Below are 21,819 nucleotides of genomic sequence, written 5' to 3'. Positions count from 1 at the left end.
TTTACCGGTCAATTGCTTACTTCTACAAGAGTTAGTTTAAACGAAACGTGGTCTACCCGACCCAAAATCCAGCCTGCGACTAGCCAGGGGCTACCGTACAAGGTCACTAATAAGATCCAAAATGGTTGCCGGTAGCAAAAGTCGAATTGTCACCTGTCATTTGAGCCAACGCCTCAACTCTGATCTTCGCCATTCGGTGAAGCATCTCTGGCCTAGATACGGTCCACGCGTTGACGCAAGATTCCAACCACCCCGGTTCGAGCTCTGCGTCCTCCGCATAACGGTAAACCATGTCATCAAGTTGTAGTCGACAAAACAAATCTCGCAACTTACTGTTTGGCTCAGGGTAACGCACAACTTCCTCGATCCCAATGACGGGGCACTCACCGATGGCGAAAGAGATAATGCTGCCATGAAAACGATCGGTAACGACAAGTGCAAACTCGCGAAAAACGGCTAGATACTCTTCCACTGTACCAACGCCTTGCAACGAGTAGTCTGGCTGAATGTCACCACCAAGTAAATTCATCAGTTGATAGCCGCCACCCCGCACCGCTTCGGCAACTCTAGCGGCGAGTTCGCGATTTCCAATTGCAATCGCCGCGATCCGACGCCGATCCGTCACAAAGGGCGTAGGCTGAACGAGAGAGTCAAAGTCAACGAAAAATGTAGGATCTGGCAAAAAGCTAAGCTTGCCACTGGGAATTCCTAGCAACTCCAACGCGTTCCGCGTCGCGTCGTCTCTAACGGTAATTTGATTGAAGTCATCTAGAGCATCTACAGTTGCCGTTAGATCCAGTGAATCAAGCATCGCTGGCGAAAACGGGTTAGCAGAAGCGGCAAAGGCAATCTTTTCAAACGACGATGGTGCAGGCAAAAAGTAGAGATTAGGAGCTTGCGGTGCCGATATATAGGTACCGCCGTAGTTGCACCCCAACTGAAAAACAGTATCGCTGCCTACATAGACATGGGAATAGCCCTGATCCTCCAGGAATGCCATACCTTCAGGGATTGAATCGGTCACACAACGACAGGCTGAAAGTTGGCAGCGTGTGCTGAGAAACTTCTGACAAGCTCGTAATTTCCTCTCGTAAGGACCTATCGGTGCCTCAGTGAAAGACGTCAGACGCCTCAACCTGCCACGAGGCGGAGATTCCCTATATATCTGACGTGCTGAATAGTCCGCTGACGTCTGCGGTATATAATCAATAATTTCCACATCAGCCCCCGGGTGTAGCCGGCGAAGAAGAACATACAGGCAATAGGCCTGCAATGCCGATCCCCAATTCGCGACATGATGATACGTCAGAATGCCTATTTTATTCACTGATCCATTTGATCCAATATGAGTTTATAGGCAACACAGAGAGAGTGTTGCCCCGTACCGAGGTGACCTGCCAAATGATTCTCTACACTGCATATCGCATTGCGCCCCTTCATGCCCGTCATAATGTCTCGCGCACCGACGTCAAAGACTCCCATAGGATTGATCCAATATGGGTTATCTTGCACGAGTTCACCCCGTTGCTCCGGGAACATTGTATCTGGCAGATCAACCCACACATCGGGCATCAAATCAAACTGAGCCGACGAGCGATGCAATTGGCGAAAAGGCCTGGCAATGATTGAATGTTTGGTCGCGAACGAAGCGGCGTTGATACTTGAGACAATTTGGTCAACAAGTTCTTCACGATGGTCGTCCACGACGATCCCCGAGAACCGCGAATCATTGAGATACACTCCAGGAATGTAGCGATGACTAAAAGCTTTCGAATGCTGCAATATTCGCCGCGAACCTCGACTCCACTCTTGCGAGAGGTCAGGGCGCAGTCCGCCTGACTTTCCGTCTGCGGGGATTCGCCGCTCAATTGCTCGTTTGACCTTTCGCAACTGCCCATAAACCCATGTATCACGCACCCCCCCTCTACTAGATGACTCGCAAGCCTGAAGCCCCTGTTCCTGAAGAAAAACATTCAAGTTCAAAGAATGAACATAGGGTCTGGCCGCGTGGTCAGAAACAACCATAACATGTTGCGGCTTCAAACAGTTAAGCATAACCGCAACAGAGTCATCGAGAACCCGATAAAACTCAGCAAGGCGACGTTGCGTAGAGGTCTCTGGCTTGCAACCTTGCTCTAATAAAGGAACAATCTCTCGCATAAAGAGATTGTTTAAGATTACCGCTTCTTTCTGGACGAGGAAACCAACGTCGATCTGATACCTAGAACAGAGTTCACTGAACAGGCGACCTCGTTGCACTACCGCTTGCGTGCAACGATCCACGAAAAAGTCGAGGTTTGTAATACCGGAGACGCCATACCGTTGTTCCCAATTTATATTCCGAGCCAACAAGTCATCAAAAAGCTCCGTGGGGTGACATGCTTGCGATGGGATGCGTGAGGTTGGGCTAAACCCAGAACCAGCACCTGATATAAAGAATCCTGGATTATTTGGTGCCGGTAGCGTAGTAGGAACGTTTAGAAATCCACCGCGTTTTCCACGTTGAGCAATTGCATCCCACAGCGGAACGCAGTTCGCACTGGCGGAGTAGTCAGTCCCCTTAAAACTCTGGGTAAACTCAAAACTGCCATCAAGTTTAGGCTTTTCATAATAGGCCCCTGTCTCACTACTGGGCATACCGGAAACAATTTCAGACCATCCTCTAGACCACAGATCTTCATTGATCGAGACCATCGTCCGATCCGCTAGCAACCCTTGAAGACAGGGCATATCAAACGAATTAATTATGTCAACATCGCCTCCGTCAATTCCTATCACTAACAAATCCATTACAAACTCTCATTAAGTGGTGTCGAAACCAATACTAAAACAGGCAATTGCGTTAACGATGACCGTCAGGTGCAATCGATGTATCCTCAGTCTCCTCCCATTTCCCAACTAATTGAATTGGGGCCTGCAGCGGTGCCGCCGTATTCGACATTTTAAATCCAGCAATCGCTCTGTAATGTGCTAAATGGCTTCCACGAATCTCATCAACCGTATTCCCCATGAAATTCACGTTGACTTTATAGACTCCCGTGGCGAATGGAGGCGATGGAATTGACAAAGTGACCTCCATCTCACGATCCTTCGACTGGAAATCGACCCCAGAAGCACGCGAGAAGCATTGGGCGATAGTTTTTGCTTCACGATCCATGATTCCGAAATGAACGGAACAACGGTCGACGGAGCGATCGACCGTAAAACGAATTCTAAAGTTCAGGTCGTCTGGATAGCGGAGACAGTTGTCGCAGTATGCTTGGTCACCGGAACCAGTTCCAATCTCGATTGAGTTCAACTGCACTTTACCATTGCCCGCGATGCACTTCTCTTCTTCTGGAAACATATCAAAGTACTGTTCAATACCAGAGCTAACGTCTGAACCCAAAAACACTTCCTGCCCATGGTCCATCAGCAGTATGTGTGACGCCGTCCGGGAAACCTGCGACATTGAGTGCGAGACGACAATTACTGCAGCATCATCCGATATATCGTCGATTCGATTCAAACATTTCATTTTAAAGCCGACGTCCCCGACCGCCAACACTTCATCGACCAGCAATACATCCGGATCCATGTTGACTGCTGCAGCGAAACCGAGACGTACCTGCATGCCAGAGCTATAGCTCTGAACAGGCATGTCAATAAAATCCTCGATTTCGGCAAAATCAATGATTTCATCTAGCTTCTCATTAACTTCGCGGCGTGTGAATCCACGCAGCGATCCAGCGATAAAGATATTCTCGCGGCCTGAAAGAATTGGATTGAATCCTGCACCCAGCGCGATCATTGCCCCAACATCTCCGCGAATCTCGATTTCCCCAGCATCTGGCTTGATCAGCCCATTGAGCATTTTTAATAACGTCGTTTTACCGGCGCCATTGTGACCAATAAGACCGAGGCATTCTCCTCGACGCAGCTCAAAACTAACGTCTTTGACAGCCCAGAACTCGCTCTCACGCAGCACCTCGCCACGTCGCAAAGTGTTTGAATCGCTGCGAAAAACATTCAGTTCGCTACAGATGTCTTGCATCCCATACCACAGCGACTTTTTCAAGCTACGGGAGAATTTCTTGGAAACGCAATCTGCGTGGATCAATACCTCGGACTCGTTGGAATTTTGCACAAGCATTATTACGTAGACGGTTGGGTACTAGAAAAGGATTGGGTGGGGACTCGATACTTCGTCAGGCCGATCAGCCTCCCATTCGAGCGACCAGGTGTGGCATGATGAGCCGAAATGCGATCAGGCCAAGTAAGCAGATAACCGAAGCGATGAAAAACACAGCGAAGAAACTCGTCAAGTGATCAAGCGGCTGTGCAGTCAGCGATTGACGCGCGGTGACGATCAGTGGCGAGACAGGGTTCCACGTCGCGAGAATGCCAGCCAGCCCGGTGTCCCTCGCGGGATAGACCACCGGTGTCAGCAGCATCAAAAACTGTCCCACAATTGGTATCGCTCGCGTCACGTCGCCGTAGAGCCCGCCAACGGGGACCAAAGCAAGCCCGACCGCGAATCCACACACCATCAGGGCAAACATTGCGACGGGAAAGAAAAGAACGGTGATCCCTGGCGTGACACGCCAGACGCCCATCACCACGATCAGCAACATCAAGCGTATCGCGAAATTGAATAGCACCATGTAGAGGCCACTCATCAGAATCGCCTCTCGCGGAAAATTGATCTTCGCCAGCATCGGCTTGGCAGCCGTCACAGAGACAACTGGACTCTGCATCGACTCGATGAACGTTTGCCACATCAGAGTCCCCATCAACGCGAACGCCGGGTACGGGACCCCGCCCGTTTCGATATTCGTGATCCCTTGACTCTGCAGAAAGATGAAGGTCAGCGATGCCACCAGGGGTGGCAGAAAAGCCCAGAAATAGCCGAAATAGGTCTGGCGGTACTGAGCACTTAAGTCTCGCACAAAAAGTCGCCACGCAAGGTCTCGACCAGCATTGATGTCGCGTAACAAGTCGCCGATCAGCTTTGCCGGATGCGAAACGGCTGATTCGGGTGAGTATCGGCGAATGGGTAAATCAGTTTTCAACATATTCACTAGTGGAAATACCAAGCTATTAAATGCCACTCGACGGGAGAGATGTAAGACCTGGACGACAACTGCGGAGAGCACCAGTGCCTTACATCCAACCAAGACGACTACGTTCGTTTATTGAGTAAGGGTGTCGCTCGAACTAACCGCGATAAGCGGCCCCGAGCCTTCATGTAGATTGCGCGCGCATACCGACGTTCCGCCATTGCCCTCGCGTAAGTCTGCCCTTTACTGGTCCAGTAATTATCAGTGGCAACCGCTGAATCGATGCTCTGCCAGTCGATCTCGCCGGTGCGTTGAAGGTGCGTCAGGAGATGGCAGAGCAATGTATCAGCTACCGGCTCTCCGCCTTTGCTGAAAAAATGGACGATCCTCGCTTTACTCGCTAAGCGTGGGTCGCCATCAATCATGGCATTAAAACAGGGAGGAAGCTTTCGAACACTCAGCTTCAACTCGTGTATGGAGGAGTTAAGCGACATTTGGTCGCGGATATCGTCGTACTTGTTGTAAATTTGTTTCCAACGACTATGCCAAAGCTGACCGAGCTTGTGCGCTGCAGGGGTATCCCGCCAAAAATGGATACCGCCATTGTGGTAAGTACTCACGCCACTGTCCCAACCCATATCCTCGTAGATGGTTGTCGCAAATCCGGGGACGGCGCCGGGCGGGTTGTAGCGATCACGATTGACGGCGAATCCAACGTCGTCACAGTAATCTGCGACATCATAGAAATCACGGACGGGCAGGGCATCGGCGTCAATGTAGAAGAAATCGCCTTCGATCAAATCTCGCATTCGAGTTTTGATATCACGACTCTTCGCGCTGACCTCGGAATACTCGGTCGGGATCGAATCAACGCGAGACGCCAATTGAAATATTGGAGAATCGTTCGCTCGCAATGCTTCGTAGGTACTTGGATCACATAGCACCCGCACAAACATGTCAGGCTTCAATCGCCGTAAACAAGCCAGGGAGAGGTGGGCCATTGCCACATACGGTGATTCATTCGCCCCGGTAACAACGTAGACAGATTCGAATTCTGACACTTATCCCCTCCCTTTCGTTCAGTTTTATGCGGCACGATCAATTGCCTTATGATCGGTGAAGAAATCAGGAACGCTGCCTCGAACAGAGTCGTCAAGCATTGCTCGAGAACACGAGCCTGTTACTGTAAGCGTTGTCACTTTGGCGGTCCATCGAATCGCGACGAAAGGTTCCTCCAGCAGAGCCACTGGCGAACTAGCGGCCTTAGATCAGCCTCAATGGAATATGGAGGCAGTCTCAAGCCACGCTGAGGGGAGGCACCGAAACACCCCCATCACACGTTGGGGGTGACGCTTCGATGAGTCAGGTCCTTTTAAGCACATACATCTGGCGTCCCCCGCTTTGCAGCGAGGTAACTAGGATCTTCTGAGAATCGGGACTTGGACAAGGGTGCAGGTCACAGCGAAATGCGCCATTCACTGGAACATGGTTGTGGAACGTGGCGATCGTTTCCACATGGCCTCTCGTTGTGTCAAGCAGTTTTAAATCGATGTCTTCGCGATACGGCGTGTCGAAAATGAATTGCGTTGGATCGTTGGCAAAATGCCGAGCGTGAACATTTTGCTTGATTTCATCTGCTGCGATTTGGCCCACCCGTGTGCCGCCACCGGCATCGTGGCGATACAGGTACAACCCATTGCGCTGCCACAGATAGAGCTGCTCGTCATCGAGCCAGATCACGTGCGACGTCGCGTCGGTCAACAGTCGCAATCGCCGCCCGTCATTCCGGACCACCAAGCTGACACCGAGGCGGTCGTTCCAATCCTGGGACAGATCGCGAGGGCGAAACCGAAGCTTAACAGTGAAATAGTCACCCGAAGGGGACACCTTTAAATGATTAAACCAGAATAGATACTTATTCCGAAATGCCTTGGCTGCAAACCTCAACCCGGCCTTCTTACCGAACTTGGTTGCCAACAGGATCGCGGCTTTCCTCAATGACAGAATCAACTTGGGCTGCCCCGTTTCCAAATCGATCTTCCAAATACCATCGTCGCCCGGTGCGGCAGCCAAGTCCTCCAGAGGACCGGGACTGGCGTAGCCATACCCAGGCCGCAACACGTCGAGCCGATCAAAATTCAAGGACAGTGCATAACTGCCATCGGGCGAGATCGCATAGACGGGCTTGTCCAACATCGTGGTCGATTTCGTCGCCAAGTCATATCGATTGGCGAAAGCATCGCTCCCTCGCCGGTCGTTCCAAATGACCTCGCGACGGCCGGGGACGAACTGAGCCATGGGCCCCTGCTGCCAACTCCAGGCACGGCTTTCACCGATTGGCAACCAGTTTGGCTGGCCCTGGTCGGTGTCCACCAACCCCACCTCAACGATATCTTCAGATGAGGGATGCCGCTCTGTAAAGCCGGTTTCATAACCCACGACCCATCGGCTATCTCGATCGAACACGTGAATGTCATAGTAACTGTGCGAGTGAAATCGACCCTCGTCGGTTCCGCGGGTCAACTGCTCAATTCTCCAGTCGCTCATCGCAAATCCTCTCTTTTGTGGGCGACCGGCCGTTGAGACATAGGCCCTCCGCCGCGCGAATGCCCCCGGTCCACCCGAGTCACCTGCCCCGCCGGCCGACGCACGGCTCGACTGGCCAAAACAACCGACGTGACGGCGCCGGACGAAACGATCGTGATCGGGACGATCATCGCGTTGGGCAGCGAATCGATCGCATTCATCCCCGCGATCACCGACAGACCACTCACCATGGCCGCTGCGGGCTGAGCCCGCCAAGTCCGAGGCTTGCTTTTGAGCAACCATACCGTGGGTGCCCACAGCAGCATCAAGTAGAAACAAATCATCCCCAGCGATCCACGAATGCCGAGCATAATTATCCACCAGCCATCAGTGGTCGCGATGTCCCCGTTTTCAGTGAGGACTCGGTTGCGCCCCCATCCGCCCCAACCCAGAATCGGCCGCTCCATTGCTTTGCCGATGAGCAAATTTTCATTGTCGAAGCGGAACTTGAGTGAATCGGCACGTTCTTTGGATGCGTAGGTTGTCACAGTTTCGACCAATCGCTCCCCCGTGACGGCACCCGTGACGCGACCGCAGATGTACCCCCCCAACAACAGTGGAAACAGGAGAGCGGCCGTTCGAGGCCAACCAAACTTGCACAATGCCAGCGCAAACGCCCCGAACGCCACCAGCACCAACGCGCCGAGCGACTTCAGGAGCACGAATGTCCCCACCAGAATCGCCGCAATGATCCAGACGGGCCATCGTGAGACGCGCTTGACACGCGCCCCAATCCACAAGAAACCGACCAGGATGACGCACCCCCCCATCCATAGAGCGACCTGCAGACCGTGCTGCATGAATACGATTGGGCGATAACCACCGCCGCGCATCGTCTGCAGGAAACTGTGCTGATAAAAACCATAAATCTGAAGGTGCAACTGGGGACTCATCCGGATCTCCCACAAACACAATGGCACATAAAGCAGCCCACAAACCAGTATCGCCGTCACCAACGCCTCAATATCCTGGGGCGTGCGATAGACCACCCGACCAATGAAATAGGGCAATACCCACGTGATGGTGGTCGTCACGGAAGAGGCGATCCCGTCGTACGGCCCCAGTCCATTGGAAACGCTGCTCAAAAAGGGTCCGATTGTGAACAGCACCACCGGGACGTCATAGCGACTGAACCGAAACATGGCCAGCAGATGCGGGGCAGAAGCCATGATCCCCATCAACGCACCCACCGACGTTGCCGACATTTTCGTGTAGTCCGGCAGGCCCGGCAACGCGTACCCCGCCATCGGCAGGAAGCACCAACCCGCGGCAAAGGCATAACTCGTCGCCTTACGCGCCGGCAACCACAGATGCAACAGGATCACAAAAGGGATCCACGTAAACAGTGCGATGGGTACCAGAAAACTCATCGAGACCTTAAGCGCAAGTCACTCAGCAAGTACTCCATCCAATGCCCTACCATGACTGACCAATCGCTAATGTGAATTCCATGGGCCCCAAGAATCACTGCCTCGATGGAACCCGTGAAAAGCTCCCTGCCCGGACCCTGCATGGCAACCGAAAGAGCGGCATGTTTGACCGCGAATGCTGATCATAACACGATGAAGGATACGACGAAGCATACCGACCCACGGAATCAAAGCCGACCGTCTTGCCGTGGAGTGGATTGTGATTTGGGGATCACACCGAGTGGGGGGGCAATCCTGTTTCGCAATCCGACCTCAGCCCGCAACGTGTAGCGTCGTTTCAAGCAGACTTCGTCCGCTTGGGTGACGGATCCACCCCAGGCGGTCGTAATGCTAGCCGGGCGTCCGGATTGTTCAAGGGAGTAGAAATGAACTTTTGCCGACGCTCCAACGCGGTCCGACCAGCCCCCTTTAGATAGCCCTAGCACCGTCCTCACAAACGCTAAAAAACGTGTAGGAGTCTGCTCGGGGACGCCGTTTTGTCGACATTACGCGAGTCGTTTCGATGCTCCAACCACCAGGACAGTGCCCCCACTGGATCAAGAAACGGCGGTCCCCTGATTGGCGAAACCGGGTCAACAAACCGATCACTGCGTCTACCGGAACGTGGATCCACCGTCCGCTGAGAGTAGCGGCCTTGGACTCGAAACGTTTCGCTGGCTCGCTACTGAGGAGCGTGCCAAGTGAGCAGCTCAGTGAGAATCTGTTTCGCGGCAGTGGAACCATCGGCGAGGGTCGGTGTGTTGACCTGAATCAGATACTTGGTGACCGGGGGCCACTCGTCTTGCCCGAACAGCTTTACCTTGACACTGCGGATTTCACTGTCATCGACCAAGTAATAGGGACCGATCTCGTAAGTGTGAGCGACAACGACGTGAACACCGTCTCGCTGCATCTCAGTGATCGTCAGTGGCACGACTCCAATGCCGGGCACCTCGACGCTGTCCTGTTGGGTCCGAACGGTTTTCCAGCCGGTGTTTCGGTAGCACATCGCCGGATGGTGTGGGCAAACCATCCCGACGAGCTCCTTATCTGTCCAGGTCGCCATGTGGACGTAGGCGCTGACCCCATCCGGGCCCAGCAGGGAAAGGCCAACCACGTCGTCGGCGTCCAATACGTCATACTCTTGCTCGGATAGCCCCGTGACCTCACCGGACCAAGGTCCTAGCTGAGTGGGGATGGACTGAAGCTGCACCTTTGGCAGGGCAATCGTGTACGAGTTGCCGCCTTGAACGTAGCTGAAAGCCGCGACCAAAAGCGTCAACGGAATGAATAGGCAAAGGGCGATTCGCTGTCGAACTTGGGGGGATATCATGTGACGAGAGTGATGAATTCTGGAGGGGGCAAGCGAGAGAAGGGCGGCTAGGCTGGATCCATCGCCGCCGACGCGAGGCGTTTAAGATTTCACCTCTGCTGTTTCCGGCTGCCAATTTTTGAGTGCGTCTTCGATCGCGTCTTCAACGGGCCGCATGAGTATTCCCGCCGCCAGAATTTTCGAGTTATCCAAAACACAATTCGACCGAGGCGTTTTGGCAGCCTTGGCCATGAATTCAACTTCATCGTCAAAGAAATCATAGGGACGGTCGCGAGGCAGATGCTCGGCAATCAGTTCGGTGACCCGCCGTGTCGTGACGCTGCCGCCGTTGACGACGTTGTAGATTCCGAAAGGAATGCGTTGGACCCATGAGTCGATGCAGGCGGAGGTGAATTCGCTCAGGTGCGACAAGCTATTCGTCGCTTCGAGCAACCGATCATACCGCTGGACCTTGCTCAGATAATTGCGGGGGGAATCGCGGTGGTCGAACGGAATCCGCAACCGCCACACGTAGCAGGTTTCGCAATCGGCAAGCAGCTCTTCACCGAGTGCCTTGGTCCCGGAGTAAAAACTGCAGTTGTCTTGACGAAAGCTAAAGTTGGGCGGTTCCTCTTCCGTGAAACCGCTGCCGTCGGCGTGGCTGCCCGTAAAAATGCAGCCGCTCGAAACATGCCCGAAAGGGATCCCCGCGAGGTCACAGGCTTCCCGGATGCGTCCCACCAGCGTCGCGTTGCCGTCCAGACAGTTGGCTTTATCGGTTTCGCACGCGTCCACATTCGGCTTTCCGGTGTAACCGGCACTGTTGATCAGGAAGTCGATGCCGTGGTCGCGAAGGATTGCCGCAAACGCCTCGGCGGTGATCCCCTGGATCTGGCGGTGCCGAAGCGGAACGAATTCAAGCCCCCTTTGGGTCAGGGTACGGGCGATAGATTGACCGACGTAGCCGGTGGATCCTAAAAGTCCGATCATTCATGGGCCTCTGCATGGACTGAAACAACATCTGCATTCCCATCGGCAACGTGCCTTGGGAAGGAAATAGCCTATTGGCGTGTGGGAAAGTTGGGTAGCCCGTGAGCAGATTCGGGCGCGACGTTCCCCTCCAAGCGGCGCAGGACGCGATTCGCGACCGCGTGCCGGAACCGGAACCAGCCGCGGCGGAGCAACGTGCCTTCTAGCTCGCCGCCTGCGAGAACATTGACGATGCCGCCTACAGAGCCCCCCCCCACGCAGCTCAACGACGCCTTGCTCGATGGCTTGTGCGCGGGACGCATAGCAGGCTAACGCTTTAGCCAAAGTTGGGCCGGCAATCGTGAGCCGAGTGCCGCAAGAGAATCGGGTAACGCGAGCCATCCGGCCGCTCACGCGACTCGGCTCAAAAAAACCAACACGCCGCTTGGCTCACAGCGCCCCATCCGCATGCTCTGATGCCGCCGCGAACGCTACGGTTTCCGCGTGCGGAATCGCCACCAATAGGCACCGTCATTGAGCGGGCCGCTTCTTTGGCCGTCGATTTTCACCCAACCAGGGTCGCAGGTGAGAAAGTACGAGGTATCGGGCTGCAGGGCTGGTAGATCGTCAAAGACAAGTCGCCGTTCACCTTGCCAGCGAGAATTTTCATCGGGATCGGATTGCCACAGCGGCACGGTCGGATCGGCAACCCGATAGAGCTGCAGACGTTTGCCTGGCGAGCCCGCGAAATCGGCAGCGCCGGCAAATCGCATGACGAGGTGAGTGTTCAGCTCCACGTCGGTGGCCGCTTCGGCGGGCGAGACGGCTAGCAACTTGGGGAAGACCATCCGACAGCGGTGCAGCCCCCAACCCTGCCGCTCCTTCGCGACAGGCCGCAGCGCGTCGGGAGGCGCGACGATTTCAGTGTTCGCAAATTCGTGCCATCGGCTGACCATCGTCGCCAGCTCGCCGGGCTGCTCCGCGGCCAGATCAACGGCCTCGGCTGGGTCCCGCTCGAGATCATAGAGCAACCACGGGCTATCGTTGACACTGATGATTTTCCATGGGCCCACGACGAGCCCTCGCTGGTTTGTGGTGGTATCGAAAAACCAAAAAATCTCGTCGTGGATCGCGGTTTCGGGAAGCGATGAGTCGCTCAACAGCGGCAGGATTGAATTGCCATAGAGGGGCGTCAACGGACGACCATGATCCTCGTCCGGATAGCTTGCCTCCGCCAATTCGAGGAACGTGGGGTATAGATCCGTCACATGCAAGCGATGCTTGAGAATCGTGCCGCCACGATGGATTGTGCGACGAGGAAAATGCACGATCATGGGGACACGTACGCCTCCCGCCATCGAGTGTTTATACCAATTCCAAGGCGTATTTTTGAGCATGCCCCAGCCGTTACTGACCATGGGATGCGAGCCCGGTTGCCACGCAAGTTGGCTTGCATAGGTCGCCGGAGCACCGTTGCCGTAGTCGCCCCCATTGTCGGAAAGGAACACGACCATCGTGTTCTCGAGCACGCCTTTTTCGCGAAGGTGCGTGATCAGCCGACCGACATTTTGATCGAGCCGATCGACCATACCAGCATACGCCGCCATCCGCTGGGCTTCGATTTCGCGATCGACATCGCGAAGCTCTGCCCACCGGCGGACCTCGCCTTGAGGCTCGCTCAAGCGATATCGCTCGTCAAGCAATCCCATCTCCTGCATCCGCGCAAACCTTGCTTTTCGCAGCTCCGTCCAGCCATCGTGATATCGCGGCGGGTACTTTTCAACGTTCTCGCGTGGTGCATGCAATGGCGTGTGCGGCGCATTGTAGGCAACGTAGCTGAAGAAGGGTTGGCCGGCATCGATTGCCCCGTCGATCTGGCGGATGGCGGAGTCGGTAAACGCGTCGGTGCTGTACCAACCGTCGGGGACGGCCTGTGGCTCGCCGCGACCGCTGCGGATCGTTTCGTGGCCATACCCAATCCCAGTCCAAGAATCGATCTGCCCTTCGAGGAAACCGTAGAACTGCTCGAATCCCGCATCCATCGGGTGGCCAGGCTGATGCCATTTTCCCGACATCATGGTTTGGTAACCGGCGCTGGCCATTCGCTCTGCGATGGGGAGCGAGCGACGATAACGGTCTGACTGATAGTGGGTATGCCCAGTCATCAGACTCGTCCGCGTGAACGCGCACATCGAGTTGACATGAAAGTTCGTGAAACGCAGTCCATCGGTCGCGAGCGAGTCGAGTTGTGGCGTGTCAATCTCGCCGCCATAGCAGCCCAAATCGGAATAGCCGAGATCGTCAGCGACGACGAGCAAGATATTCGGACGCTTACCATCGCTCCGGCTCGCGGTGGCGTTGTCCTGGGCGTCTGCGAGCGACGCCGTCCAGAACGCAAACGCGATTGTAAAAACCGTTAGACAGTGAAACATCGTCAGGAGTTGGTTATTGGATGTAGGAGGTCAGGGCTTTCGCGATATCAATGAATCTCGCGTCCGTCGAACTTAGCCTTATATTTCGCGGCCAGTCGAACGTAGTGCTGGGTGTTTTCGCGGCAGCGAGTGGTGAGCGATTCGCCGACAGGCCGGATCACCTTCGCGGGACTCCCCATGGCCAACATGCCGGCGGGAATCACCGTCCCTTCGGTGACCAGCGATCCGGCAGCGACAATCGCACCGCGGCCGATGTGGGCACCATTGAGCACGATCGCACCGATCCCAATCAATGCTTCATCTTCGACAGTCGCCCCATGCACGACCGCAGAGTGACCGACCGTCACATCAGCCCCAAGCAAACAGGGTATCCCCGGGTCACCGTGCAACACACACTGATCCTGGACATTGGTCCGTGGTCCGATCTCAATTCGCTCGGCATCGCCCCGCATGATGGCACCAAACCACACGCTCGCTTCGGCGCCGATCCGGACTTCCCCCAGTACGGTGGCGTTGTGTGCGATGAACGCGGAGGCATCGATCAGCGAATGGTCGGGTTCACAACCAATGACGATTTCGCGTTCGGAGACCGGGTGCGAATCGTCATTCGCTTTGGCTTCAATTTCAGATGGTTTCATGGGATAATGGATCGATGGACAGCGACGAAAAGCCCGATGATACCAAACCGACCGGCTCCATGCCGATGAGGTGGCTGCGCCAAGGCGTGGAACAGATCTTGATTGTCTTGATCCGCAGTTATCAAATGTTCATCAGTCCCTTGACTGGCCCGAGTTGCCGCTTCACGCCCACGTGCAGCTCCTACGCGATCGGGGCGATTCGCAAACGGGGGCCGATTCGTGGCAGTTGGGCGGCGGTGAAGAGAATCTGTCGCTGTCACCCGTGGAACCCGGGTGGGTACGACCCACCGTAATCCATGGGCAAGCCGCGTGAGTTCCCCCGCCAGAGCGGATATCGCTATATTAACGTCATGCAATCATCCAGCCTGTTCGCTCAGTTCGACCCCGCGCCGGAACGGTTTGTTCCAGTGCGAATTGTCTCCGGTGGCCAGACGGGGGTTGATCGCGGGGCCCTCGACGCGGCCGTGGCGTTGGGGATTGAGCACGGTGGTTGGTGTCCAGCGGGTCGTTTGGCCGAGGACGGGCAGGTTCCCGCGCACTACCAACTCGTCGAGCTCGGCTCTCGCTATTACCCCGATCGGACGGAGAAGAACGTACGGGATTCCGATGCCACGCTGATTTTGTATCGCGGGCGGATGACCGGCGGCACGAAACTGACCCAGCGACTGTGCCGGCAGGTGGGCAAGCCCGAACTGAGCATTTCGATCGGCAATGCGGCCCGAGCGAAGCCCAAAATCATGGCCTGGCTGAACGAAATCCGCCCCGAGGTGCTCAATGTCGCCGGACCGCGTGAGAGCAACGCCCAGGGCATCCAGGACGAAACGCTCGATTTACTGGTGGCGGTGTTGGCGTAAATCGCCGGCCGACAGCTCCATCCGTCGTGAGAATCCAGCGTGTATTCGCTCAGACCGGCGGCGCCGTCTGGCGACGAGAAAACACCCCACCATGCCACTCTTTCGGAGATCGGTCACCGCCGGTTATCCTAGGGCTAAGCACGGACTCGCCGAGTCACGTGTTTTCGCGCCCCACCGACGAAAAACTCGATTCACATGACCAAAACCGTATACATCAAAACTGTCGGCTGCCAAATGAACGTGCTCGACAGCGAAATGGTTGTGGCCGATTTGAAACGCCACGGATACCGCGTCGTTGCGACGCCCGCCGAAGCCGACCTGCTGCTCTACAACACGTGCAGTATTCGTGAGCAGGCGGAGGAGAAAACCTACAGCGCGCTGGGGAAACTCCGCGATACGAAGGCTCGTCATCCCGACAAGAAAATCGGTGTCCTCGGCTGCATGGCACAGAAAGACCAAGAAGTCATTTTCCGCCGGGCACCGTTTGTCGACATGATCGTCGGCCCCGGCCAACTGCATTCGCTGCCGCAGTTGATCAAAAACATCGACTCCGGTGAGGGCCGGCAGATGGCCGTGTCGCTGGCCCGGACCGCGGGCAAGCAGGCTACGGTGGCTCGTTCGCATGAAACCTTTGATCCGCTGCGTGACCCTTCGATGCGGCCGACTCCCTTTCAAGCCTATCTGCGAATCCAGATCGGCTGTGACAAATTCTGCACGTACTGTGTCGTGCCCAATACCCGTGGGCCTGAGCAGGGGCGTTCGCCCGCCGAGATTCTATCGGAGGCACGGATCCTCGCCGAACAGGGATGCCGGGAAATCACGCTGCTCGGACAGACGGTGAATAGCTATCGCCACCGCGCCGATGACGGTGACACCGATCTGGCCGGTCTGCTCGAACAACTGCATGAAATTAAGGGCATCGACCGACTGAAATTTGTCACCAACTATCCCAAGGACATGACCGAGCGATTGCTGACGACCGTGCGTGATCTGCCGAAGTGCTCGCCCTACCTGCATGTGCCAGCCCAGAGCGGTAGCGATTCGGTACTGAAGCGAATGAAACGTGGCTACACGGTCGGCGACTACATGGAGATGTTCGAGCGAATCGAGCGGATTCTCCCCGATGCAGCCGTCAGCAGCGATTTCATCGTCGGCTTCTGTGGCGAAACCGATGAGGACTTCCAGAAGTCCGTCAAACTGATCGAGCGTTGCCGGTTCAAGAACAGTTTCATCTTCCAATACAGTGTGCGAGGTGGGACCAAGGCTGCCGAGCGACTCGAGGACGACGTGCCACGTGAAGTCAAAGCGGCACGCAATAATGAGCTACTGGCCGTTCAGGATGCCGTCGCTCGGGAAGACAATGAAAAACTGATCGGCACCACCGTCGAGGTGCTCGTCGAAGGCCCCAGCAAGAAGGCGGCAAAGGCCGATCCTGAAGCGGTGGCGGTCCAAATGACGGGGCGGACGCACTGCGACCGCATCGTGGTCTTTGATGGCAACCGCCGCCAAGCCGGCCAGATGCTCGACATCCAAGTCGACGACGCCAGCAGCCACACCTTGATCGGACGCGTCCGCACCGTCGAACTCGTGTCCATTGGTATCTGACAAATGATTGTAGGATGGGACCATCGTCCCGTCCGAAATCGATTCCGTCCCGTCCGAAATTGATTCGCTCGCTCGGGACAATGGTCCCAAGCTACGCACTCGCCCACCCCAACCCGGAGCCATCGCCCTGACTTCCCTCGATACGACGACCGCTAATTCACCTGTTCGTACACGACGCCTCGCCAACGGCATGACCGTGCTTTGGCAACCGATGCCGTGGTTGCGAACGGCCGCCTACACCTTTTGGATGCCCGGTGGGGTGACTGCGGAGATTGAGGGTAGCGAGGATGGTGTGGAGGCTCGTTCGCGATGCGGTCTCGCTTCGCTCACCGTCGAAATGATCCAGCGTGGTGCGGGGGCGTACAACAGCCGGCAATTTGTTGCCGCTGAAGACAACCTCGGCATTGACTCCAATGGGTCCTCATCGACCAGCATGACAGGTTTCTCGGCAGCCATGCCCGCTGATTCGCTGGCCCCTGCGATCGGATTGCTCGCCGATCTCGTCCGCCGTCCGCACCTTCCGATCGATCAATTTGAAGATGCCAAACTGATGCTCCGGCAGGAGATGCTCGCCAACGAAGACGAGCCGACCCAGCGGTTGATGCGGCGACTGCGACAGCGGCAGTACGGCATCGCTCTGGGGCGGAGCGGTATCGCCAACGAACTCAGTCTGGAGTCGCTCTCGATGGAGCACGTCCGTGACTTCTATACCGCGCATTTCCATGCGGGCGGCAGTATCCTTTCCATTGCCGGCAATTTCGACGAAGCTCAAATCACCGACGCCGTTGATGCCGCGTTCGCGGACTGGAAGACCGGCACGTGGGCCGGGTTGCCCGCGCCGCAGCCGATCGAGGGTCACGAGCACATTGAGCTGCCGAGCAGCCAAACCCACATTGGATTTTCCTACGACAATATCCCGTACGGTCATCCTGATTATTTCGTCATGCGGGCTGGCGTGGGTATCCTCAGCGACGGCATGAGCAGCCGCCTGTTCGATCGCGTTCGCGAGCAACACGGACTCTGCTACAGCGTGTGGGCGACCACCAATTCGATGGTTCCGAGCACCGATGCCGAGGGCAATGTCGTCCCCGCCACCGGTGCGGTATTCGGATACGCGGGAACGACCCCGCAGCGTGCTCAACAGACGCTCGACTTGACCCTCCACGAAGTCCAGCACCTCTGTGACGGCCTCTCCGAAGATGAACTCGAACGCTGGAAAGTACGAATTCAAAGCAGCCTGATCATGGAGCAGGAATCGGCCGGTTCGCGCGCCGGTTCCATGGCTTCGGATCAGTTTCAACTCGGACGGGTGATGCCCACGGAGGAACTCGAAGCCGCGATCGAATCGATCCAGCTCGATCAGATCAAAGACTATTATCAACAGCATTCGCCGCAGTCGTTTCGCATTGTCACGATCGGTTCAGAACCGCTCGCCGGTGGCAGCGTTTGGAACGAGCAGACGAGCCCAGTCGAAGTAGACGCTTTGAACGCCAGCACATCAGGAGACGACCATGAGTGAGTTTCGTACTGCAACCCTGCCCAGCGGTTTGCAAGTTGTCGCCGATGTTGACAATCGTGGCTATTCCGCTGCGATCGGATATTTCGTTCGCGCCGGCGCCCGTGATGAAACCGACGCCCAGTCCGGCCTGAGCCACTTTCTCGAACACATGATGTTCAAAGGCACGGCGAGTCGCAGTGCCGCCGATGTCAATCGCGAGCTCGACGAACTCGGCGGCCAGAGCAATGCATACACCAGTGAAGAGCAAACGGTGTACTACGCGGCAGTGCTTCCCAAGTACCAACGCCGGATGGTCGATTTACTCTCTGACATGATGCGTCCGCGATTGGACGCTGACGATTTCGCAACCGAACGCCAAGTCATTTTAGAGGAGATCGCGAAGTACGAAGACCAACCTCCTTTCGGTGCTTTCGAACGCGTCATGGAATGCTGTTACGGACCGCGCGGCCTCGGCCGACGCGTACTCGGCACGACCGAGTCGATTGAGTCCATGCACGTTGACACCATGCGAGATTACTTCCGCACCCAATACCGGCCCGCCAATATGGTGCTCGCCGCCTCAGGCAACGTCGACTTTGATGACCTGGTCGATCAAGCCGGACAGGCGACGGCGGATTGGAACGACCTCCCGCTGCCATCACCACCGGCCGCCGACAATCCTGATCAGTTACCCGTCGGCGTGGGACTCGAACCGCGTTTGAATATCCCCGATGCAACCCAGGCCTACCGGGTCACGTTGTCGGGCGGCCCCGCGATGGCCTCGCCGGATCGTTTCGCAATGCGACTGCTCGCTTCGATCATCGGCGACGATGGAGGCAGCCGATTGTTTTGGGATTTGATTGATACCGGGCGGGCCGAGGTCGCCACGATGTGGCCGCAAGAGTACGCGGACACGGGTGCGTTGTTCTCGTACCTCGTCTGCACACCCGATCAAATGGACTCGAACATTCGACTGATGAACGACGCCATTGATTTCGTTGTCCGCGAAGGGGTCGATCAGGCGGAACTGGACCAGGTCATCAATCGCACCGTGGCGGGAGTGATCATGGCATCGGAACGTCCTGCCCAGAGATTGTTTGGACTGGGCAGTCATTGGTTGTGCTGTCATGAGTACCTTTCGACCGACGATCGACTCGATGCGTATCGTCGTGTCGACGCCAGTGCGATTGAGGCCGCGGCACGAAATTACCTGTGCAGCGAAGTGACCGAAGTCATCGCCTCGGCTGAAACCACTCAGGCGACCAGCGAACCGAGCTTGACCACATGAGTCTCGGCAGCACCGACGTGCCGCCCCTGTTGCGGCTCGATGATCGCACGACCATCCTGCCGATCATTCATGGCAGTGGCCAGTTCGCGTGGTTAACCCGTCGGTTCCTGCTCGAACACCGTTTCGATTGTGTTGCCGTTTCGCTGCCCGAATCGTTTCGTGTCTGTGTTGAACAAGCTGTCCTGGAATTGCCGAAGCCTTCGATTGTGATCCAGCGTCCAACGCCGAATTATGAGTCGACCTACAGTGCCGAGGATGATTTTGGCGATCGCTATGGCGAGGACGAAACGGGGGAGTTTGGCGAGGATTTTGGTGCTGAGTTCGAAGACGACTCACCTGACGAAATCCCAACGAGCTATGTCCCGATCGATCCCTGCCAAGGCGTCATCATGGCGATTCGCGCTGCGATGGGAGAGCATATCCGGCGCGAGTTCATCGACCTAGAAACCAATCGGTTTCAGCCGTACTCCACCGTGATGCCTGATCCGTATGCGGTCCGCCACGTGCGGTGCGAGAAATTTGCTGCTGCCGTGTTGCCCAGCATCCCGAGACCGAGCGATGACCAGACTCGCGAGCGGATGGCGTACATGGCTGCCCGTTTGGTGAAACTCGCCCAAACCAACCAACAGATCCTACTGGTTACCAGTGTCCTGGATTGGCCCTGGATTCGCGAAGCCCATCGGTTGCTCAAAGAGGGGAAGGGGCGGAGTCTTGACTCCTTCGAACACGACTACGTGCAGCCACCGGAAACCTTCGCTGTCGATCCCAAGACGCTGCTGTTTCTGTTCGGCGAACTGCCCTTCATCACGGGGCTGTATGAACGCGCCCGGGCGCAACTCGAGGAAGACGAGGATCTGCAGATTGATGGTGTCAAAGAACTTTTAATCGCCGCCAAGGAGAGTTACCTCGCCGAGTTTGGCAACCGCGCCCGACGCGTCACCCCGCTGCTGCTCTCGAAATGCCTACAGTACATCCGTAACCTGTCGCTGGTCCATCGCCGGATGACGCCGGACATGGTCACGATCGTTACCGCATGCCAGCAGATCCTCGGTGATCAGTACGCTCTGCACGTCGCCGAGATCGCCAATCAATACCGGATCGAACGCAATCCGACACAAGACCTGGCTGCCGATTCGACTGATCCCGAAGAGCACGCCACGGACTCCTCGAATATCCCCTTTCACGAACAGCTCACGGACACGGTGCTGTCCGGCGAGGAGGTCGACGTCGACCCGTTTGATACCGACGCGAAGGTCGACGAGACAGCCGCTGCTCCCGACCCTGCATACCCCTGGGGCGGTAGCCTACCGCCGACCGTCAAACTGGGGATTGATCAGGGGCGATTGCCCGACGGCGAAATCGTTTCCCTCGTCAATCGCTTGCCAGGACCACCTCTGACCTGGCAAACGCTCTCGCTGCAGCGACGCCCGAGCCAAGACGAAAAGCACCGGTGGGAATACAACTGGAACCCATACTCGCAGTGCAGCTTCCCGCCCGAAGACGAGCGCATCGAGATGCTCCGTAACCGGGTCTGCGAGCGGGCTCAAGCGATCATGGGCCAGGACCTCGCCCGCACCGAAAAATTCACCACGAGCGTCAAGGATGGGATCGATATCCGGGACACGCTCCGGCATTGGTATGAAAAACAGATCTACGTTCGCGTGATCCCACCGAGCCGCGGTAAACTCGATGCGTGCTTGATGCTATTTGACTCGCCCGCCGATCCCCGCGATTACCCCTGGCGGACGACCTGGTTTGCTGAGCATCAGTGGGAATCCACGCTCGCGTTCTTTGCCAGCGATTTCACCAAAGAGATGGTGGGCCCGGGAATTGGCTTGGGTACCTACGGCGGCGCGATGTTCCTCTACCCGCCAACGCCGATCCGTGACATTTGGATTGATCGCCGGCTCGATTTCACGGAAACACTCGAAGAACGATTGATCGCGGCAGCATGCATGCACTCGCGATGCCGACAGATCGCCCTGATGAGCGGACTGCCGCCGGGTGCCGGTTGGCGGCGACTGGCCCGACGATTTAAAAAACAGCTCGTGCACGTCCCTCTCACGTCGTTTAGCGACCAAGAGGTTCAGCAGCTAAGAATGGTCCACGTGCTCAACGGCAGTGAAGTCAGGAGCTACGCCTCGCATTTTATTCGCAAGGCGTGAATGTCATTTTCATCCGTCTGACGC

General features: G+C 56.3%; 16 protein-coding genes and 2 pseudogenes. 7 read left to right on the top strand and 11 right to left on the bottom strand.

All coding sequences use genetic code 11. From position 1 onward, the window contains the following. Positions 1 to 106 precede the first annotated feature (106 nt). The 11 genes from SH410x_RS05610 to SH410x_RS05560 form a co-directional block, all read right to left on the bottom strand. On the bottom strand, positions 107 to 1,327 hold the full coding sequence (locus SH410x_RS05610; protein ID WP_473675395.1) for a polysaccharide pyruvyl transferase family protein: 1,221 nt from the start codon (positions 1,325 to 1,327) through the stop codon (positions 107 to 109). Next, entirely contained in the window at positions 1,324 to 2,790 is a 1,467-nt protein-coding gene (locus tag SH410x_RS05605; RefSeq protein WP_473675393.1) for a hypothetical protein, read from the bottom strand. The genes SH410x_RS05610 and SH410x_RS05605 overlap by 4 nt, the downstream gene beginning before the upstream one ends. Before the next feature lie 52 nt (positions 2,791 to 2,842). Next, complete coding sequence (locus tag SH410x_RS05600) at positions 2,843 to 4,126, bottom strand: ABC transporter ATP-binding protein (protein ID WP_473675392.1); 1,284 nt, start codon at positions 4,124 to 4,126, stop codon at positions 2,843 to 2,845. A gap of 70 nt (positions 4,127 to 4,196) precedes the next feature. Further along, positions 4,197 to 5,051: an ABC transporter permease gene (locus SH410x_RS05595; protein WP_473675390.1), complete on the bottom strand. Its 855-nt coding sequence runs from the start codon at positions 5,049 to 5,051 to the stop codon at positions 4,197 to 4,199. A gap of 110 nt (positions 5,052 to 5,161) precedes the next feature. Continuing rightward, a complete protein-coding gene (locus SH410x_RS05590; RefSeq protein ID WP_473675388.1) occupies positions 5,162 to 6,100 on the bottom strand; it encodes a glycosyltransferase family protein in 939 nt (312 codons plus the stop codon). Between the two features lie 301 nt (positions 6,101 to 6,401). Next, positions 6,402 to 7,586: a hypothetical protein gene (locus SH410x_RS05585; protein WP_473675386.1), complete on the bottom strand. Its 1,185-nt coding sequence runs from the start codon at positions 7,584 to 7,586 to the stop codon at positions 6,402 to 6,404. Further along, positions 7,583 to 8,995: a hypothetical protein gene (locus SH410x_RS05580; RefSeq protein ID WP_473675384.1), complete on the bottom strand. Its 1,413-nt coding sequence runs from the start codon at positions 8,993 to 8,995 to the stop codon at positions 7,583 to 7,585. The genes SH410x_RS05585 and SH410x_RS05580 overlap by 4 nt, the downstream gene beginning before the upstream one ends. A 721-nt stretch (positions 8,996 to 9,716) precedes the next feature. Next, positions 9,717 to 10,367 (bottom strand): exosortase-associated EpsI family protein, encoded by a 651-nt coding sequence (locus tag SH410x_RS05575; RefSeq protein ID WP_473675382.1) that lies wholly within the window; start codon positions 10,365 to 10,367, stop codon positions 9,717 to 9,719. An 81-nt stretch (positions 10,368 to 10,448) separates the two neighbouring features. Further along, positions 10,449 to 11,336, bottom strand: coding sequence for a sugar nucleotide-binding protein (locus SH410x_RS05570; protein WP_473675380.1), 888 nt, complete (start codon positions 11,334 to 11,336; stop codon positions 10,449 to 10,451). A 470-nt stretch (positions 11,337 to 11,806) separates the two neighbouring features. Then, positions 11,807 to 13,747, bottom strand: coding sequence for a sulfatase-like hydrolase/transferase (locus tag SH410x_RS05565; RefSeq protein WP_473675378.1), 1,941 nt, complete (start codon positions 13,745 to 13,747; stop codon positions 11,807 to 11,809). 47 nt (positions 13,748 to 13,794) lie between these two features. Then, positions 13,795 to 14,385, bottom strand: a complete 591-nt coding sequence (locus SH410x_RS05560) for a gamma carbonic anhydrase family protein (RefSeq protein ID WP_473675376.1) — start codon at positions 14,383 to 14,385, stop codon at positions 13,795 to 13,797. Positions 14,386 to 14,399: 14 nt separating this feature from the next. Between SH410x_RS05560 and yidD the strand changes: the two genes are divergently transcribed. The 7 genes and pseudogenes from yidD to SH410x_RS05525 all read left to right on the top strand — a co-directional run. Beyond that, positions 14,400 to 14,678 carry a membrane protein insertion efficiency factor YidD gene (gene yidD / locus SH410x_RS05555; protein ID WP_473675374.1) on the top strand — a complete coding sequence of 93 codons (279 nt, stop codon included), beginning with the start codon at positions 14,400 to 14,402 and terminating at the stop codon, positions 14,676 to 14,678. 57 nt (positions 14,679 to 14,735) lie between these two features. Next, entirely contained in the window at positions 14,736 to 15,239 is a 504-nt protein-coding gene (locus SH410x_RS05550) for a putative molybdenum carrier protein (protein WP_473675372.1), read from the top strand. A 195-nt stretch (positions 15,240 to 15,434) separates the two neighbouring features. Further along, entirely contained in the window at positions 15,435 to 16,844 is a 1,410-nt protein-coding gene (gene miaB / locus SH410x_RS05545; protein WP_473675370.1) for a tRNA (N6-isopentenyl adenosine(37)-C2)-methylthiotransferase MiaB, read from the top strand. Positions 16,845 to 17,034: 190 nt separating this feature from the next. Then, complete coding sequence (locus SH410x_RS05540; protein ID WP_473675368.1) at positions 17,035 to 18,363, top strand: M16 family metallopeptidase; 1,329 nt, start codon at positions 17,035 to 17,037, stop codon at positions 18,361 to 18,363. After that, positions 18,356 to 19,630 carry a M16 family metallopeptidase gene (locus SH410x_RS05535; RefSeq protein WP_473677249.1) on the top strand — a complete coding sequence of 425 codons (1,275 nt, stop codon included), beginning with the start codon at positions 18,356 to 18,358 and terminating at the stop codon, positions 19,628 to 19,630. The genes SH410x_RS05540 and SH410x_RS05535 overlap by 8 nt, the downstream gene beginning before the upstream one ends. Then, a pseudogene (locus tag SH410x_RS05530) lies at positions 19,627 to 19,852 on the top strand (hypothetical protein); the annotation flags it as partial. The gene SH410x_RS05535 and the pseudogene SH410x_RS05530, both read left to right, overlap by 4 nt. Before the next feature lie 122 nt (positions 19,853 to 19,974). Further along, positions 19,975 to 21,795 (top strand): annotated as a pseudogene (locus SH410x_RS05525) (hypothetical protein); the annotation flags it as partial. Positions 21,796 to 21,819: the final 24 nt, after the last annotated feature.

The organism is Rhodopirellula sp. SH410, from assembly GCF_055811895.1.
Note: the sequence above shows the minus strand (reverse complement) of the source record. Positions and strands in the feature narration are given on the sequence as shown.

What these genes read in the sequence shown, in the direction of transcription:
- SH410x_RS05605 (WP_473675393.1), bottom strand. Translation starts at nt 2,790, where the DNA reads ATGGATTTGTTAGTGATAGGAATTGACGGAGGCGATGTTGACATAATT.
- SH410x_RS05585 (WP_473675386.1), bottom strand. Translation starts at nt 7,586, where the DNA reads ATGAGCGACTGGAGAATTGAGCAGTTGACCCGCGGAACCGACGAGGGT.
- SH410x_RS05580 (WP_473675384.1), bottom strand. Translation starts at nt 8,995, where the DNA reads ATGAGTTTTCTGGTACCCATCGCACTGTTTACGTGGATCCCTTTTGTG.
- SH410x_RS05575 (WP_473675382.1), bottom strand. Translation starts at nt 10,367, where the DNA reads ATGATATCCCCCCAAGTTCGACAGCGAATCGCCCTTTGCCTATTCATT.
- SH410x_RS05570 (WP_473675380.1), bottom strand. Translation starts at nt 11,336, where the DNA reads ATGATCGGACTTTTAGGATCCACCGGCTACGTCGGTCAATCTATCGCC.
- SH410x_RS05565 (WP_473675378.1), bottom strand. Translation starts at nt 13,747, where the DNA reads ATGTTTCACTGTCTAACGGTTTTTACAATCGCGTTTGCGTTCTGGACG.
- SH410x_RS05560 (WP_473675376.1), bottom strand. Translation starts at nt 14,385, where the DNA reads ATGAAACCATCTGAAATTGAAGCCAAAGCGAATGACGATTCGCACCCG.
- yidD (WP_473675374.1), top strand. Translation starts at nt 14,400, where the DNA reads ATGGACAGCGACGAAAAGCCCGATGATACCAAACCGACCGGCTCCATG.
- SH410x_RS05550 (WP_473675372.1), top strand. Translation starts at nt 14,736, where the DNA reads ATGCAATCATCCAGCCTGTTCGCTCAGTTCGACCCCGCGCCGGAACGG.
- miaB (WP_473675370.1), top strand. Translation starts at nt 15,435, where the DNA reads ATGACCAAAACCGTATACATCAAAACTGTCGGCTGCCAAATGAACGTG.
- SH410x_RS05540 (WP_473675368.1), top strand. Translation starts at nt 17,035, where the DNA reads ATGACCGTGCTTTGGCAACCGATGCCGTGGTTGCGAACGGCCGCCTAC.
- SH410x_RS05535 (WP_473677249.1), top strand. Translation starts at nt 18,356, where the DNA reads ATGAGTGAGTTTCGTACTGCAACCCTGCCCAGCGGTTTGCAAGTTGTC.